General features: G+C 56.9%; 13 protein-coding genes and 1 pseudogene. All 14 read right to left on the minus strand.

The genetic code is table 11. The features are described 5' to 3' along the window. Positions 1-14: 14 nt before the first annotated feature. Entirely contained in the window at positions 15-944 is a 930-nt protein-coding gene (locus VL52_RS23225; RefSeq protein ID WP_052729224.1) for a glycosyltransferase family 2 protein, read from the minus strand. A 208-nt stretch (positions 945-1,152) separates the two neighbouring features. Next, positions 1,153-2,082: an EpsG family protein gene (locus tag VL52_RS08670; RefSeq protein ID WP_160298927.1), complete on the minus strand. Its 930-nt coding sequence runs from the start codon at positions 2,080-2,082 to the stop codon at positions 1,153-1,155. Positions 2,083-2,141: 59 nt separating this feature from the next. After that, positions 2,142-3,260: a glycosyltransferase gene (locus tag VL52_RS23230; RefSeq protein ID WP_052729225.1), complete on the minus strand. Its 1,119-nt coding sequence runs from the start codon at positions 3,258-3,260 to the stop codon at positions 2,142-2,144. Next, on the minus strand, positions 3,261-4,376 hold the full coding sequence (locus VL52_RS08680) for a DegT/DnrJ/EryC1/StrS family aminotransferase (RefSeq protein ID WP_046156657.1): 1,116 nt from the start codon (positions 4,374-4,376) through the stop codon (positions 3,261-3,263). A 29-nt stretch (positions 4,377-4,405) separates the two neighbouring features. Beyond that, a complete protein-coding gene (locus tag VL52_RS08685) occupies positions 4,406-4,840 on the minus strand; it encodes a hypothetical protein (RefSeq protein WP_046156658.1) in 435 nt (144 codons plus the stop codon). Positions 4,841-4,856: 16 nt separating this feature from the next. Next, positions 4,857-5,390 (minus strand): acyltransferase, encoded by a 534-nt coding sequence (locus tag VL52_RS23835; protein ID WP_160298928.1) that lies wholly within the window; start codon positions 5,388-5,390, stop codon positions 4,857-4,859. A 69-nt stretch (positions 5,391-5,459) separates the two neighbouring features. Then, positions 5,460-5,618 (minus strand): annotated as a pseudogene (locus VL52_RS25725) (DapH/DapD/GlmU-related protein); the annotation flags it as partial. Between the two features lie 356 nt (positions 5,619-5,974). After that, positions 5,975-7,255: a lipopolysaccharide biosynthesis protein gene (locus VL52_RS08690; RefSeq protein WP_046156659.1), complete on the minus strand. Its 1,281-nt coding sequence runs from the start codon at positions 7,253-7,255 to the stop codon at positions 5,975-5,977. After that, on the minus strand, positions 7,252-8,475 hold the full coding sequence (locus tag VL52_RS08695) for a glycosyltransferase (protein ID WP_046156660.1): 1,224 nt from the start codon (positions 8,473-8,475) through the stop codon (positions 7,252-7,254). Before VL52_RS08695 ends, VL52_RS08690 begins: the two co-directional genes overlap by 4 nt. Beyond that, a complete protein-coding gene (locus VL52_RS08700; RefSeq protein ID WP_046156661.1) occupies positions 8,468-8,752 on the minus strand; it encodes a hypothetical protein in 285 nt (94 codons plus the stop codon). Before VL52_RS08700 ends, VL52_RS08695 begins: the two co-directional genes overlap by 8 nt. Before the next feature lie 116 nt (positions 8,753-8,868). Further along, on the minus strand, positions 8,869-10,104 hold the full coding sequence (locus VL52_RS08705) for a polysialyltransferase family glycosyltransferase (protein WP_046156662.1): 1,236 nt from the start codon (positions 10,102-10,104) through the stop codon (positions 8,869-8,871). A 193-nt stretch (positions 10,105-10,297) separates the two neighbouring features. Further along, positions 10,298-11,098, minus strand: a complete 801-nt coding sequence (locus VL52_RS08715) for an oxidoreductase (RefSeq protein WP_200895974.1) — start codon at positions 11,096-11,098, stop codon at positions 10,298-10,300. Positions 11,099-11,108: 10 nt separating this feature from the next. Beyond that, positions 11,109-13,190 (minus strand): glutamate-1-semialdehyde 2,1-aminomutase, encoded by a 2,082-nt coding sequence (locus VL52_RS08720; protein ID WP_144410197.1) that lies wholly within the window; start codon positions 13,188-13,190, stop codon positions 11,109-11,111. Between the two features lie 2 nt (positions 13,191-13,192). Then, positions 13,193-14,203 (minus strand): Gfo/Idh/MocA family protein, encoded by a 1,011-nt coding sequence (locus tag VL52_RS08725; RefSeq protein ID WP_046156664.1) that lies wholly within the window; start codon positions 14,201-14,203, stop codon positions 13,193-13,195. Between the last annotated feature and the right edge of the window lie 8 nt (positions 14,204-14,211).

The following is a 14,211-nucleotide window of genomic DNA, read 5'->3' on the forward strand; positions in this document are numbered from 1 at the left end:
TCAGTCACCATCAATCAAAGCACCACACGCACCACACGCATCATAATGCGCTTCCGTAGCGAGCCCCACCAGCGACGTGGCAAATACAGCACGCCCAGCGCCAGCGCGACAGCCATCGAACCGTGGTCCGCAGCAGCCGGACACAGCTGCGCGGTGCGCTTGAACTGGCCCACGCTCCACAATCCGGCCAACGCCTGCCCACGACGTCGGTTTAGATAGCCACAGCCATGCAGTCTTACAAGGTCCGTAGCGTACTTCTGCAGTAGCTGCGCGTCACCAATCATCAGATTACGCGGCGTAGCAACGTGCTCGCCAGGATGATGAACAAGGGCCATCGCCAGGGTATCATCGAAAGCAAAACGTCCAGCGCGGATCAGACGCAGAGATAAATCATCGTCATGCCCGGAAACCAGGCTCTCATCTAGCTTGAGTGCGGCGTGGGGCTCCCTCCGAAACATGATTGAACTGGTCGGTGCGATTTTGAAATCAAGAAGAGCAGTCGAATAATCAACTGGGCAGATACGAGAACTACGGTCGATGTTCTTCACCAAATCCCATTGATTTCCAACAAACTGGACCCGATAACCAGAGAATAACGCATCCAGCCCTTGCTCCCGGCATCGCAGCACCCGCTCGGCGAGAGTATTAGGTTCGAAATAATCGTCGGAGTCGAGAAAGGTTACAAACTCGCCACTAGCAACCTCCATGCCAAGGTTACGACTAACTTGCGGGCCGCTACGGGACGGCTTCTCAATCACAATCAAATCGCGCTCTTTATAGCGCTCACGAATGTAGGGGACCGTGCCATCGCTTGATCCATCGTCGACTACGATGCACTCGACCCGCACGCCGGGCTGGCTGAATACGCTGTCCAGTGCATCTGGCAGGCACCCAATGCGGTTGAAGGTCGGGATAATGACGCTAATATCGATCATGGCAGTCATAAATTTAAAGGTTTGTCAGAGCCGGCCCAACGCATGGTGTGAAACCGGTGTTTCTTGCTCGCCAACCACTCGGTGCTAACTTACGCAGGCAAGCACTTCCGCAAACTAGCTACAACATATAGGTAAAACTCAACCACTCAAGATCAGCCAACTACCGCAATAAGGCATTGGGCACCAAAGACTAATCAATAAATGTATTGTTGGATCGTTACCAAATAGTATCTCCAGACAGACACCAGTTTCCATCACTACCATTCTGACAATCGCTCCATGGAATCATCAGGCTGCTCAGCACCAGCAATAAAGTCACGCCAATCGCCAGCAACCGGTGCCGAACCAATCGATGATTGGCACAGAAATCCAGCAGCATCAAGAACAACACCAGATCGCCCAGACGGCTCAGAACCGGACTCACCGCGTGGACCAGCACTACGAAGATTGCATACGCGGCCAAGTAGAAACGTTTACCACCATTGCGATACATCAACCAGACCACCAACAGCTTCAGCAGCACTGCTGGATATACCGCCTTGCTCTCGTATTGCTGCTCCAGATAGCCCTTGTAACCGGACAAATCAACAACCGTCAGCAGATCGGACTTCAGCCAGGCCAGCGCGATGCCACAACCGGCTGCGCTCACCAACCCAATCGCAAGCCATTGACGCCGGCTCAGAGACAATCGCAGCAACGCCAGAGATATCAGTGATGAGTAATGAATAGCCGTCGAAGACAACAATGCCAATAGGCTGGCCCTCTGCAAGCGAACATACAGGGATGCGACAATCAATAACGCGAAGGAGTTGCGGACCGCATTGAACTGGAAGTTCAGATAAAACGAACTCAAGTAGAAAAGCAGGAAAAACAGCGGGTCGCGCAGCCTCGTCACAACCGACATCAACAGCAGTATCTCAACCAGCGCCAGCAAGCGAGTAAAGTCGAAATAGTCAAGCCCGAGCGACTTGGCCCCAATCATGAGGGCAGAGAAACCAGGCTCAAGCGGAAAATCCTCGGCGATGTCAAACAACCTCTGATAGCTCTTGACATCAGTACCAATCTGTCCCGCATATCCGATGGCGAATATGGCCAGCGGCAGCACCAATACCCAGCACTCAGCACGGGTAAGGACGCGGTTTCTCACGGTTGTTTCCAGCACAAGAAACATGGTCAAGAACGCGGCAAATACGAATAGATATGGGATCATGATCGTCGGTACAGCGATCTCATTGTGTCCTTGACGCGATCCCAATTGAAACGCGCGAGAACATCGCACTGCGCAGGATCCACACGCGCGAAGCCAGGACGTGCCAGCATGTCGGCCAACACGGCCCGCAGGCTGCCCGTACCAGTCTTCGAGCTGCCGTCGAAGAAAAACACCCCCTCGCCGGCAGACGCATAGTTGTACATGTCAACCTGATTGAGCAGCACCGGCGTCCCAGTGGTCAGGGCCTCCAACGCCGGGTAGCTATAGCCGCTTTCCAAGTGGCTCGGCACAACGTACAAGCTGGCATGCTGATAGATGGCGTGGAGATGCTCCTCTGGGATAAAGCCCAACAAATGCACCCGCCCGGCCAGCGCTGACTCGGCGTTGACCGCAGTCCGGACATCGAAACCCATCGATGTGCGTTCGAAGATAGGACCGCAGACGACCAGATCATAACCGATGGCAGGATTCGCTTTCAGCGCGTCGCGATAAGCGGTCAACAGGCCATCCAGGTTCTTGCGCGGCTTGTTGAGCCCGATGTACAGGAAGTAGGGTCGCCGCAATCCATAAGCGGCCTGTAAATCCGCCTCGAGCGGCTCCATGTAGTTTCGGTAACCATGCGGACAAACAATTACCTCATGGAAGGGGTGGTGCTTCGCAATCTGCTGCGCGGTGTAGTCCGATTGCGCCAGGATCGTCGCGCGATGACGCCTCAGGCTCCAGATATAGGCGTTGTAGGCCAAGCGATGAAGCGGCGTGCGGAACTCTCCAGTATCTGTCAGCACATCGTAGAAGTGCGCGACCAGGCTTACATGCTTGGGCAGCCAAAGCGGGACATTGAAGTTGAGCGAGTGCAGAATCACACGCCGGTCACGCAGACGCGCGAACAAGCGACGAAACTCAATCTGCTCGCCACGCCCAAATGGCGACGAGCGAAAACGGATCAGATTCGGCAGGCCATCCGGGATGGCCGTGCTGTCATTGACGATGTAAAGGGTCTCAAACTCGGACTCCAGATCGCGCGCGCACTGGAAAATGCCGCGCGTGACCCGGCCGATTCCGGTCCAAGGCCAAGTACGCAGATCGACGACGATAAGAGGGTCTTGAGGCTTCATTCAGAGAGTCAGGATACGGCGTACGGTGGCGGCGACAGTGCGGATCTGGTCTTCGGTCAGAGCCAGCCCGCTCGGAATGTAAAAACCGCGCTCGTACAAGCGCTCGGCAACCGGGCAATGGTCCGACGCAGCGATCGCCCCCATATTGCGCAGCACAGGTTGCTGATGCATCGGGTAGAAAAATGGCCGGCTGCCAATACCCTCGGCAGCGAGACGCTTCATCGCATCGGCGCCAGTCAGCCCCAGGCGCTCATCCAATACTAAGCCGAAAACCCAGTAAATGCTGTCGGCGTAGTCGGTCGATGCCAGCGGCAGCTGCACGCCATCCAAATCGCCGAGCAACTCCTGATACAGCGCGCCCATGCGCCGTTTGCGCACAACGAATTCATCCAGACGCTCCAATTGTGCCAAACCCAGCGCAGCCTGCATGCTGGTCATGCGCAGATTCCAGCCAAGCCGGTCATGTACAAAACGGCTCTCAGGCTTGAAGCACAAGTTGCGCAGACTGCGGCAATGCTCGGCCAACTCATCACTATCCGTGACGATCATGCCGCCTTCTCCGGTAGTGATGTGCTTGTTGGGATAGAAGCTGAAGGTGCTGATGTCGCCGAGACTTCCGCAGGCGCGGCCCTTATAGGTCTGGCCATGCATCTGCGCCGAGTCTTCCAGCACTTTGAGGCCATGCTTGCGGGCCAGCTCCAGCAGCGGATCCATATCGACCGGCAAACCGTAGATATGAACCGCCATGATGGCTTTGGTGCTCGGCGTGATGCGCGACTCGATAGCGCTCACGTTCATGTTCCAGGTACGCGGATCGGCATCGATCAGCACCGGTTTGGCGCCATTGCGCACAATCTGCATCACGCAGGAAATAATGGTGAACGAAGGCATGATGACCTCGTCCCCTGGACCAATGCCCAGCGCCTCAATGGCGGCATCCAGCGCCGCAGTGCCGTTACATACCGCGATTGCGTGCTTGCGATTGAAACGGGCCGCGAACCTCTCCTCAAAATCCCTAATAAAGGGGCCTTCCGAGGAGATCCAACCCGATTCGATGCACTCGAGCAAGTAGCGTTTCTCGTTGCCGTCCAGCAACGGCTGATTCACAGGGATCATGTCGATGTTTCTCTCAGTCTGGTGCCGTTTTAGTGGCTGGAAAACTTGACTTGGTCGGCCGAAACCGGCTCGAAGCGAATCTTGTCGTGCTCGCCGACGTAGGGCCCCTGCTTGACCTCAACGATCTCGCTGGCCTCCAACATCTCAAAACCATGACCGCCTACAATCAACAGAATGATATCGCCACACTCCAGCATGCGGCTCTCTCGATACTGTTGGTCGTTGCCGTAAAAGTCTACGCGCACGCGGCCGCTCTTGATGAAGAGCACCTCATTAGTGTACTGGACTTCGCGGCTGACGGGATTGTGCACATGTGGCTTGATGACGTAACCCTGCGGTCGATTCATGTAGCCCAATTGCTGAGAATACGAATCCGGTGTCAGGAATTTGATGCCGTCGGCCTTGTAATTGTGGCGTAGGATGAGCGCCATGACGGTATCGCCGTCGCGAATCTCTTCGATCATAGGAATTCCATTCATTTCAGGCGAAGCGGCCTTGGGCCTTTAGACGTTGATAGAGCGCCATGTCCCGCTGGCCAATGATCCGCGCGGGGTTGCCGGCAACGACAGCACCAACAGGAACATTTCTTGTCACGACTGCGCCAAGCGCAATAACAGCTCCTTCACCAACACTGACCCCAGGCACAATCGAAACATTTGCGCCAATCCATACAAAATCCCCAATAACAACCGGAGACGCTATATCAAGGTCATCATAGGGTATCGCATTTGCACTCTTATAATTATGATTTGACGAATACACGGTCAACCCGTGACCGATATGAGCATACTTACCAATCACCACTCTCCCAGCTGCATGAATAACAGCACCCGCATTGATGACCGAACGCTCACCGATTACACAACGCTCAGGAAAAATCAACCTCACAAACCCCGGAAATGAGGCAGAAAACTTCACCGTACCATCAATTCCAGGATATTTATAATATTGACTATTCCAAACCTTGGAAATATAGCCATAGCAAAACCTCAATAGCTTCTCTATCACCCACATGATGCATTTCAACATGTCAAATTAATAATATTTTGAATCATCTTTCAGCTGATAAAAATGATCCGCATCTCGTCTTGATATAATTCTCGCTGGATTACCTGCAACTACAGCCAAATCGGGGACATCTTTTGTCACCACTGAATTCGCAGCAACAATAGCTCCCTCGCCGATTTTCACTCCAGGAAGAATTGTCACATTCACACCACACCAAACAAAATCACCAATCAGTACTGATTTAAGTATTATTTTTTCATCGTAGGGTATTTTTTGCGCTCCCTTATAATCATGAGCTGATGAAAAAATAGTCAACCCTCGCCCCGTATGAAAATATCGACCAATACTAACCCCACCGCTACACTCAATGAAGGTTCCAGACTTGATATGGCTAGTCGAATCAATATGAAAGCGTGACAGATCGCCCGCAATGCAAAAATCGTATCCACCCTGCGGCACAAAGGATAATGGAATTCCGCGAGCCCGCAGGCGACGCACACGCAACCGCGCCAGCATACTCGCCCAGCTGTCGGCAATACAATCGACACGCAGAGCGCCGAGGAGGTAAAGGATCAATCTACTTAGCATGATCACACCGTATAGGGAATGAAGGGGCGCCGCGCCAACGCCAGCATCAGCCAGCCGGCAAGTGCTGCGTAGCCGAGCCCAACGCCGAAAGCTGCGCCGAACAGGCCAAAGTGCGGGATCAGCAACAGAATGCTACCCAAAGTCACAGCCGCCGCGAACACCAAGCCAGTCAGCTTCTCGGTTGTCATGCCAAAAAAATCCGTCACGGTGCCCACAATCACGTAGGCGCAGCGCCACTGCATCATCGCCACCAACACATAGACGATAGGGATGGCCTCTGTGTAGCGTGCAGATAGGAGATGCCCCGCAGCAAGTGTATACGCGGCCAGGAAAAGGGCAGCAAAAGCGATCGACAAACTACAGAACTTAACGATGTAAATCGCCGCTATGCGCAATGGTGCCTTCCGCCCCTCTTTCAACGCGGCCATGAGCTTCGGCACCGAGGCGTTGAGCAGCGCCGTGATGAAGGTCATCATGAAACCGGCGATAGTGCATGCTGCGCCGTAGATGCCGGCCGCAGCTAGGTCCAGATGTTGCGCAACAACAACTTTGTCCGCCTCGTTGAGCAGGTAGGCAGGGCCAACCGAGATCATCAGCGGCGCGCCGAAACGGGCAATGCGCCCGAAGGCCTCGCGATCAAAGCGCCAAGACGTGATCACTGTGGGGCTCAACCCATAACGGACCGCCAGTAGAATCCCGTCGGCCAGCATCAACGCGGCAATGCGCGACTCAGCCTTCGACGATACCCACAATACCAGCACAACGGTTGCGGCAGTCGCAGTCACCGTGGTCAGAAGTTGTACCAGACCGTAGGCAACGGCACGCTGCTCCATCACATACTCAATGCTGGCCATGGTAACGAAGAACTTGAGTAATGCCATCAGAGGCACAAGCAGCACTAGACCGTCAACCCGGCCTGAAAGCCAGACCAGCACAGCAACTACCTGACTAATCGCAAACGTCATCAAAGCGAAGTGACCATAAGAGCGACGGAATGCCGTATAGCCCTCAGCATCAAGCTTGGCCTTGTTGATTGCAACCAAGTTATCCGCGCCGAATCCGATCACGGCATTGGCAATCATCAGGGCACCTAGCGTAATGGCCAGCCGGCCAAACTCGTCCGGTGCGACGTGGCGGATCATGAAGAGCGTAGTCAGCAGCCCCACCACGCTCGCACAGGCCGAAAACGAAAAATATACCGCCAGCACCCGAGCACGAGAAACCAGGCCGCACACGCCCCGTAGGACAGAGCCCACGCCGGAGCCTGTTATCCACGCAATCATGCGATGAAGTCTCCTCGCTGCGACACCGCCAAGGCTGCGTAAAGATCCAACACCCGGCGCGTAGCCACTATGGCCGTGAACTCGGTCTCAAAGCGGCGGCGCGAGGCCACGCGCATGCGCTCAAGTGTCTGTGGCTTGCTCAACAGGGAAACAATCGCCGCCCCCAATGCCCGCGCGTCACCAACCGGCACATTCAATCCGGTTTCGCCATGACTATTGACCCAGGGCACGCCTGAGCCAGCGATGTTGGACGCCACGATTGGCAACCCGTGTGCCATCGCTTCCAATAACACAACGCCAAACGCCTCTGCGCGCGAGACCGACGGCAGGCAGAACAACGTCGCGCGCTGAAATAGCTCGCGCAGCGACGCGTCGTCGAGCCGTCCGGCCAGTTGCACTCGGTCGCTGACGCCATACCACGCGATGCGAGCCTCTAGCTCGGCGCGGCGCTCGCCGCCTCCGACGATCACAACTCGGCAACCAGACGGCAGATCACGCGCGGCATCGACGAGCACCTCGAAGCCTTTGTATGGCACCAACCTGCCGACTGCCAACACGATCTTTTCATCAGCGCGCGAGGCTTTGGGCTGCTCTGCGTTCCCTATTGCGGGCGCCAGGATCAAGCCAGGCCCATGGTCATCGTCGAGAATATCGGGATCTTCAATGCCAATTGGCACCACGCGGACCTTGTCGCGAAAACGACGCAACAGCGGCGAAGCGTCGGCATAAGCCTGTGACGTTGCGATCACCGCATCGGCGCGGCGCAACAACAGCCGCTCCAATGGATACATCATCCGGCCCAGCCACCCCTTGTTGATGACGTCGCTGTGCCAATGCACGACAACCCGGCCCGGCAACCGCGCCACGACAATAGCCAGTGCGGCCAGCATGTTGGGGACATGCACATGAACAATGTCGTACTCCCGCGCGCACCGCAGAAAGGCATAAAAATATTGCCAGCTGATGGGCTGCGAGGCGGTCTTCTTCCAGACTGGAGCGCGCAACACCTCGACATCGCCGATCCGCTCGCGACGCAAACTCACGACATCGCCAAAGCACAACACGGTGACCTCATAGCCCGCCAGAGTAGCTCCTTGCGCGATATCCTTGGTAACCGTCTCAATGCCGCCAGCATCCGGATGGAAGTATTTCCCCAAATGCAGAACTTTGGTCGGATGGTCGAAGGCGTTGCCAGGCGTGTCAACTCGTCGTTCAGCCACGTACGCACCTCACAGATGCCACACCAGAAGCGTGCTGCAAACTGCCTTTAACTCCAGCCGCCGCGGCGCCCGCTTTCTGCAAATGTGAAATCGCAATGGCATTGAGCATTCGGCATCCGCGGGGTCCCACCATCACCTCCCCCCCGCCAGCCTTGGCAAGCTGGGTGAAAGGTGTCAGCTCATCGCCGAATTCTTGTGCAGCCTCAGTCGAATCGACGGCCAACATCTGGATGCCGTCATGGCCGTAGCCCGAGATAGTAATGATCTTGGAGTCCATCAATCGAATTACTGTGCTTAGTTGCGTAGCTGGTGAAGGTTCGATCGCACCTCCAATCAAGCGATCGCGGGCCACTCTCACGACTGAGAGGGCGGGGGAATTTGAACCACAAGCAATCAATGGGGCCTCCTTAGACTCTGCTTGTCCTGCGGATGCTCGTACGCGTCAGTACCTTGGGCGGAGCCACGCGATCGATGCGCAAGCTGGGATACTGAGTATGTCCGGTCGTCGCTGGCACCGGACGCCAACACCAGTAGTTGTCTAAGGTCGATGGTCGCGGCGGGATCGCTATCGGTGATGCCGCTATGATAACCGGCACGCACACCGCCGTCCTCTACGAAACGATAGCCCCAGACCCGCAGAATGCGGGTCACGCCCATGAAGACGGGCTGCTCCGCCAGATCATCGAGCAAGTGATAGAGATACAAGGGTTCGATACCCTCATACTCAATGCTAAGCAAAGCGGCAGAAAAGTAGGATGCCAAGGCCTCTGGACGATAGTCCAGAATCATCTCCTCGATCGTGCCAGGCTGATCGATGACACTAACCGACGGAAACTCGCGCGCCAGTAGCTCGCAGATCCGAGCTTTCCACTCTTGCGGTTCACGCGGATGGAACTTGAAGTACACGGTCTCATAGCCGTCCGTCAGCATCCGCATCAGTCGGCGCAAACCCGCGATGTAGGTCTCGCCGGTCTGATAATGATCATACATCCGCTCGTTCAGAAAGACGACTGTGCCGCGATGAATCTCGCAACGCCTGCGCGCAGGCTTACGCACACAGCTCGTCGGCACATCGCGGAGCAGTCGCACGTCCCGGTATAACGCGATTGCGTCGATCGCATCGTCAGGCAGCCGCGGGAACACCAAGCCATTTACCTTAAAAAACCGGCTGCGCCCCAGCCCTGGCACCAGACGGAAAGCGGCTTGACTACAGCGCTCGCGCACGCTAAGCGGCTCGCTGGCTGGCACCGACATCGGAATGTAGGTGCCGAAACCGCCGTCCTCCAGCATCACAACACGCGCTCCACGGCTACGGAAGTACTGGACGATAATCTGATTGAGCCACTCAACCTCGGTAAAGAACAGCAGCGTATCGCCGGGGCCAGGATGCAGCATCTGGGCAATATCATGGCCAAGCGCGCGGTAGCGCCACAACATACGCAGCAGCCGGACGCGGCCTTGCGGCGTGTCGAAGAGATATACAGACTCAAAGTCAGCCGTACCGTTCGAAAGTGAAAGCGCGTGCGGCACCGCGATCAGCGCCACGCCGGCACCTCCACCTAGCGCCGCGATGCCGTGACGGCGCAGCGCGTACAGCTGATAGTCGTTGTTGACGAGAACGTACAGCATGATAGTCAGGCGGTGGCGAGGCGCTCGGACGCCTCGTTAGCCTGCGGCCACAATACAGCGAAAATACAGCGTACGCTCTGCTCACCGGGCTGGTAACCGTCGCCGGTAAACAGTTCTTCGATCAGAACCAAGCCAGGCTGGCGGCGGCCGAGTTGGCCGGCTGCGATAGTAGCAACTTGATGCATAGCGGCGCTCACTTCGACCAGCCATCGTCGACAACGATGTTCTGACCATTCACGTAGGAGGATAGATCTGAGATCAGGTACACCAGAGTACCGGCCACGTCAGCCGGCGCCAGCATACCCTTGTGCTGGGCATACGCCTTGTAGCGCTCCAGAAAAGGTTCGGGCTGATGATCAAAGATTCCTCCCGGCGATAGCACATTAAAGCGTAACGCCGTGCCCTGGTAGTAGCGCATGAAGTACAACGACAGGTGCTGGATCGCCGATTTGATGGCCGCATATTCTACCGGCATCGTCATCGCCGTTCCCTCGTAAATATCGAACCGCGGAGCGACGTTGCCGTAGATGGACGAGATGTTGACGACATGGCCGAAGCCCTGGACTTTGAAGAACTCGGCAAAGCGCTGCGTACTGAGAAAATAGCCGCCCAGGTGCATGCTGACGTTCTCGCAGAAGTCCGCATACTCAACCTGCTCAAGCTTGCGTCCATACTGCTTGTTGCGCGGATAGGCATTGTTCACGACAGCATCGATCTTGCCACACCGTGTCTGGATGCGGCCAATCAGTGCATCGAGCGACTCGCGCACCGTGATATTGGCGGTTTCCGCGATCACGCGCGCGCCGGGGACTTTGGCCGATAACTCATCGCAAGCAGCGCGACAGCGCTCCTCGTCGAGGTCGGCCACGATCAGCTGCGCGCCATGGCGCAGCAGTGACTCGCCAAAAGCTTTGCCGAGCAGGCCCGCGCCGCCGACCAGCACGACTGTCTTGTCCTGCAACAGGGATGAATCAAGCGTCATCGATTTGGACATCATTGAGTGATTAGTTGAAACGACGGAACACGGGCTTGATCGCCGGACCGATCAAATACTTGTCGACCCCCTCAGCGACGCCGCGCGCACACACATCCATTGCGGCAGCCAGCGCCTCGCGGGTCTTTTCCAGCTCGGCGTCTCCATGGCGATAGCTAAGCGCCAGCCAGGGCATCAACACGCCCTGCTTGATCATTTCCTGCGCGAACAAGGTTCTGAGCTCAAGCCAAGGCGCGCCCTCGCCAGTGACTGTCGCATAGTAGGGGCTGACTGCGGGGCCGGCCGCGTAGAAATGCTTTGCGATGCCGGCCTGCTCGGCTGCTCCGTTGATCTCAGCTTGCAGCTTGGCGCCATACGTCCACAAGTGATCGACGACGGCATGCTCTTCAAGAAAATCCATCGTGGCGAGATACGCGGCCAGGCCGCACATCTCGGCGCCGTGCGTCGTCGAGAGCAGGAACAGGCGCTCCTGCCCTAGCTGATCGATCGACCCCAGCGACATCAACTCGCGCCGGCCGGCCACTGCTGCGACAGAAAAGCCGTTGGCCATCGCTTTGCCAAAGGTGCACAGATCGGGCGTGACGCCATAAGTATGCTGAGCGCCCTTCAGGTGCCAACGGAAGCCGGTGATCATCTCATCGAGAATGAAAACAATCCCGTGCTTGCGGCACAGCGTCTCGACCTGCTGCAAATAGTTGACTTCACGGCCATCAGGGCCGATGAAGGTCGCGGGCGTATCCGTCGAAGCGGGCTCGAGGATAACGCAGGCGAATTGGTCTGGGTATTCCGCGATCAGCCGCTCAAGGGAGCCGATGTCGTTGTACGCGAACGATTTGGTCTGTTCAATGGTGCCGACAGGAATACCCTTGGTGATGGCGGTATTGCCGATGAACCAATCATCGTAAGAGAAAAAGGGATGCTGGGCGCAGCGCGCGACAAGGTCGCGCCCAGTGTAGGCGCGCGCCAGCTTGACCGCGGCGGACGTGGCCGTGGAGCCGTTCTTGGTGAACTTGACCATATCAACCGAATCGATCATGCCGACCAGTCGCTCAGCCGCAGCCAACTCGATCATGGATGCGCGCGTCAGGTTGTTGCCGGCCTCCAGGCCGCGAATCGCGGCCTCGTTGATCGCGGGCTCGGAATAACCGATGGACACGGCGCGCAGCGCCATGCCGTAGTCCAGGAAACTGCGGCCGTCAGCCGCCCAGACGGTGCTCCCCTTGGCGCGCTCAAGGATTTGCGGCGCATTGACTGGATACTGGTCGTCGCCGCGAGAATAGGTGTGCGCGCCGCCTGGGATCACTCGATGCAGCCGCTCGCTATACGACTTGGCGTGGGTTGCGGTTTGTTCAGAAGAAACGCCCATATTGAAATTCTCCCAATATTGTTCTGTAACCGAAGCATTGATTCGATGCAGTCCACGGCTCAGCACGGCCTGCACCAAGTCGGATGCAGGCAGTTGCTCCCACCCCTGGATCTCGCGTGCCGTCACATCGAAAAACTCGAGGTCCTCCGGATAATCCAGCGTGGCTCGCACCTGTTCGGCCCCAGGACAGGACAGCACATCCTCATGAACGGCCATGCCGTCGAAGATGCGTCCCCAACCGGTTTCGAGCACCGAAGCGTCCGCGCCGCGCAGCGCCTGTTCCAGTACCGGCGTTGCATATCCCCAGGCATTCATGCCCAACGGCAAGCCGCTAGTCTTGGCCAAAGACGCTCCGGAAACGAGCGCATCATACACCGCGCGCATCGCCTCCGGCGCGCAGAAGATGTCATCGCCATCAATGGACAATAAGGCATCAAGCCCGTGAGCTTGCGCGACTTGCAGATGGCGCAATGGAACGTTGTCGTCAGCACCGAAGAATAGCTGCGCGGGAATGCCGGATGTCAGCGCAGAAAACCCTGCGTTGCGATCCGGATTGCCAGTTGCGATCCACAGCGAGGCCGCGCCGCCATCGAGCTCAGCGTGAAATTCAGTTGAGATACGCTCCAACAGCCAGCGCAACGCCGGACGGCCAGCCATGTCCCGCAGATGCTTGTCGGACAAGCGCGTGGAACCCATACGCGCCGTAATGAGAATAGCGACGCGCATAATCAGATCGCCTGAAAAGTCGCCGTAGCATCAGAACGCTCCAATGCGTACAGTAATTTGAGCACACGGTGATCTTGCTCCAGCGAATTCGGAAATGCTGCCTTGCCGGCGACTGCGTCCAGGAAAGCGCGAATCTCATCAATATACATATTCTCGCCGATATTCTTGTTGTAACCTGGCTCGGCCTGTTCCATCTGGTAGCCAAACTCAGTCCACTGGGCGGTTGCGCCGTCGAAAACCTTGATGGCGGCTTCGTCCCAGGACCAGGCCAGCAGTGCCTTGTCGCCATTGATGGTCAAGCGGCGGGTTGCATGGCGCGACACGACATCGACAGTAATGGTGGCGAGAAAAGTGCCATAATCGAAGAGGCCATTGTAGGTATCGTCGATGTACTCGGCGCCGGCGATGTCGATTGTTTTCCGATACTGGCCTGCGACACGGCGCGGAAACCCAAACAGCTCAGTGAACCACGTCATTTCGAACGGCACAATCTCGCGCGCGCCGCCAGTGGCCGGGTCGCTGACGTAATAGTCGGAAACTGGCTCATACGAGTGCCAATCCGGCAGGTACTGGCCGGAGTGCAGCATTACGTTTGATATCTTACCCAACCGCCCACTGCGCACGATGCGCGATATCTCCGCGATTGCCGGATGGAAGTGCAGCGTCGTAGACGGGGCAGCAACCACGCCGGTTTGCTTCGCCAGCGCAACGACTGCGGCAAGGCCATCATCGACGACGCTGGCCTCGACAAAGAACGGCACGCGGCGCGCAAGGCAGGCATGCATCGCTGCGACATGGGCCTTTGGTGGCAGCGAGATGATTGCGACATCCGGCGCGAAACTTGTCCACAGTTGATCCAGCTCAGCCTCGACGCGTATGCCATAGCGCTGCGCGACCTCGTCGCGGCGGTCCGCTCGCAAATCCACGCCCACAATGTCCATCACGCCCAATGCCTGCAAACAACGAACACGCCGCTTACCCATAGAGCCCAAACCGATAACAACTGCTTTCATATATTTCT

The sequence above is a fragment of the Chromobacterium vaccinii genome (assembly GCF_000971335.1).
GTDB classification, from domain to species: Bacteria; Pseudomonadota; Gammaproteobacteria; order Burkholderiales; family Chromobacteriaceae; genus Chromobacterium; species Chromobacterium vaccinii.

Bases quoted from the DNA above. Each gene is read 5' to 3' on its own strand.
- VL52_RS23225 (WP_052729224.1), bottom strand. From the start codon at position 944: ATGACTGCCATGATCGATATTAGCGTCATTATCCCGACCTTCAACCGC.
- VL52_RS23230 (WP_052729225.1), bottom strand. From the start codon at position 3,260: ATGAAGCCTCAAGACCCTCTTATCGTCGTCGATCTGCGTACTTGGCCT.
- VL52_RS08680 (WP_046156657.1), bottom strand. From the start codon at position 4,376: ATGATCCCTGTGAATCAGCCGTTGCTGGACGGCAACGAGAAACGCTAC.
- VL52_RS08685 (WP_046156658.1), bottom strand. From the start codon at position 4,840: ATGATCGAAGAGATTCGCGACGGCGATACCGTCATGGCGCTCATCCTA.
- VL52_RS23835 (WP_160298928.1), bottom strand. From the start codon at position 5,390: ATGTGGGTGATAGAGAAGCTATTGAGGTTTTGCTATGGCTATATTTCC.
- VL52_RS08690 (WP_046156659.1), bottom strand. From the start codon at position 7,255: ATGATTGCGTGGATAACAGGCTCCGGCGTGGGCTCTGTCCTACGGGGC.
- VL52_RS08700 (WP_046156661.1), bottom strand. From the start codon at position 8,752: ATGGACTCCAAGATCATTACTATCTCGGGCTACGGCCATGACGGCATC.
- VL52_RS08705 (WP_046156662.1), bottom strand. From the start codon at position 10,104: ATGCTGTACGTTCTCGTCAACAACGACTATCAGCTGTACGCGCTGCGC.
- VL52_RS08715 (WP_200895974.1), bottom strand. From the start codon at position 11,098: ATGTCCAAATCGATGACGCTTGATTCATCCCTGTTGCAGGACAAGACA.
- VL52_RS08720 (WP_144410197.1), bottom strand. From the start codon at position 13,190: ATGCGCGTCGCTATTCTCATTACGGCGCGTATGGGTTCCACGCGCTTG.
- VL52_RS08725 (WP_046156664.1), bottom strand. From the start codon at position 14,203: ATGAAAGCAGTTGTTATCGGTTTGGGCTCTATGGGTAAGCGGCGTGTT.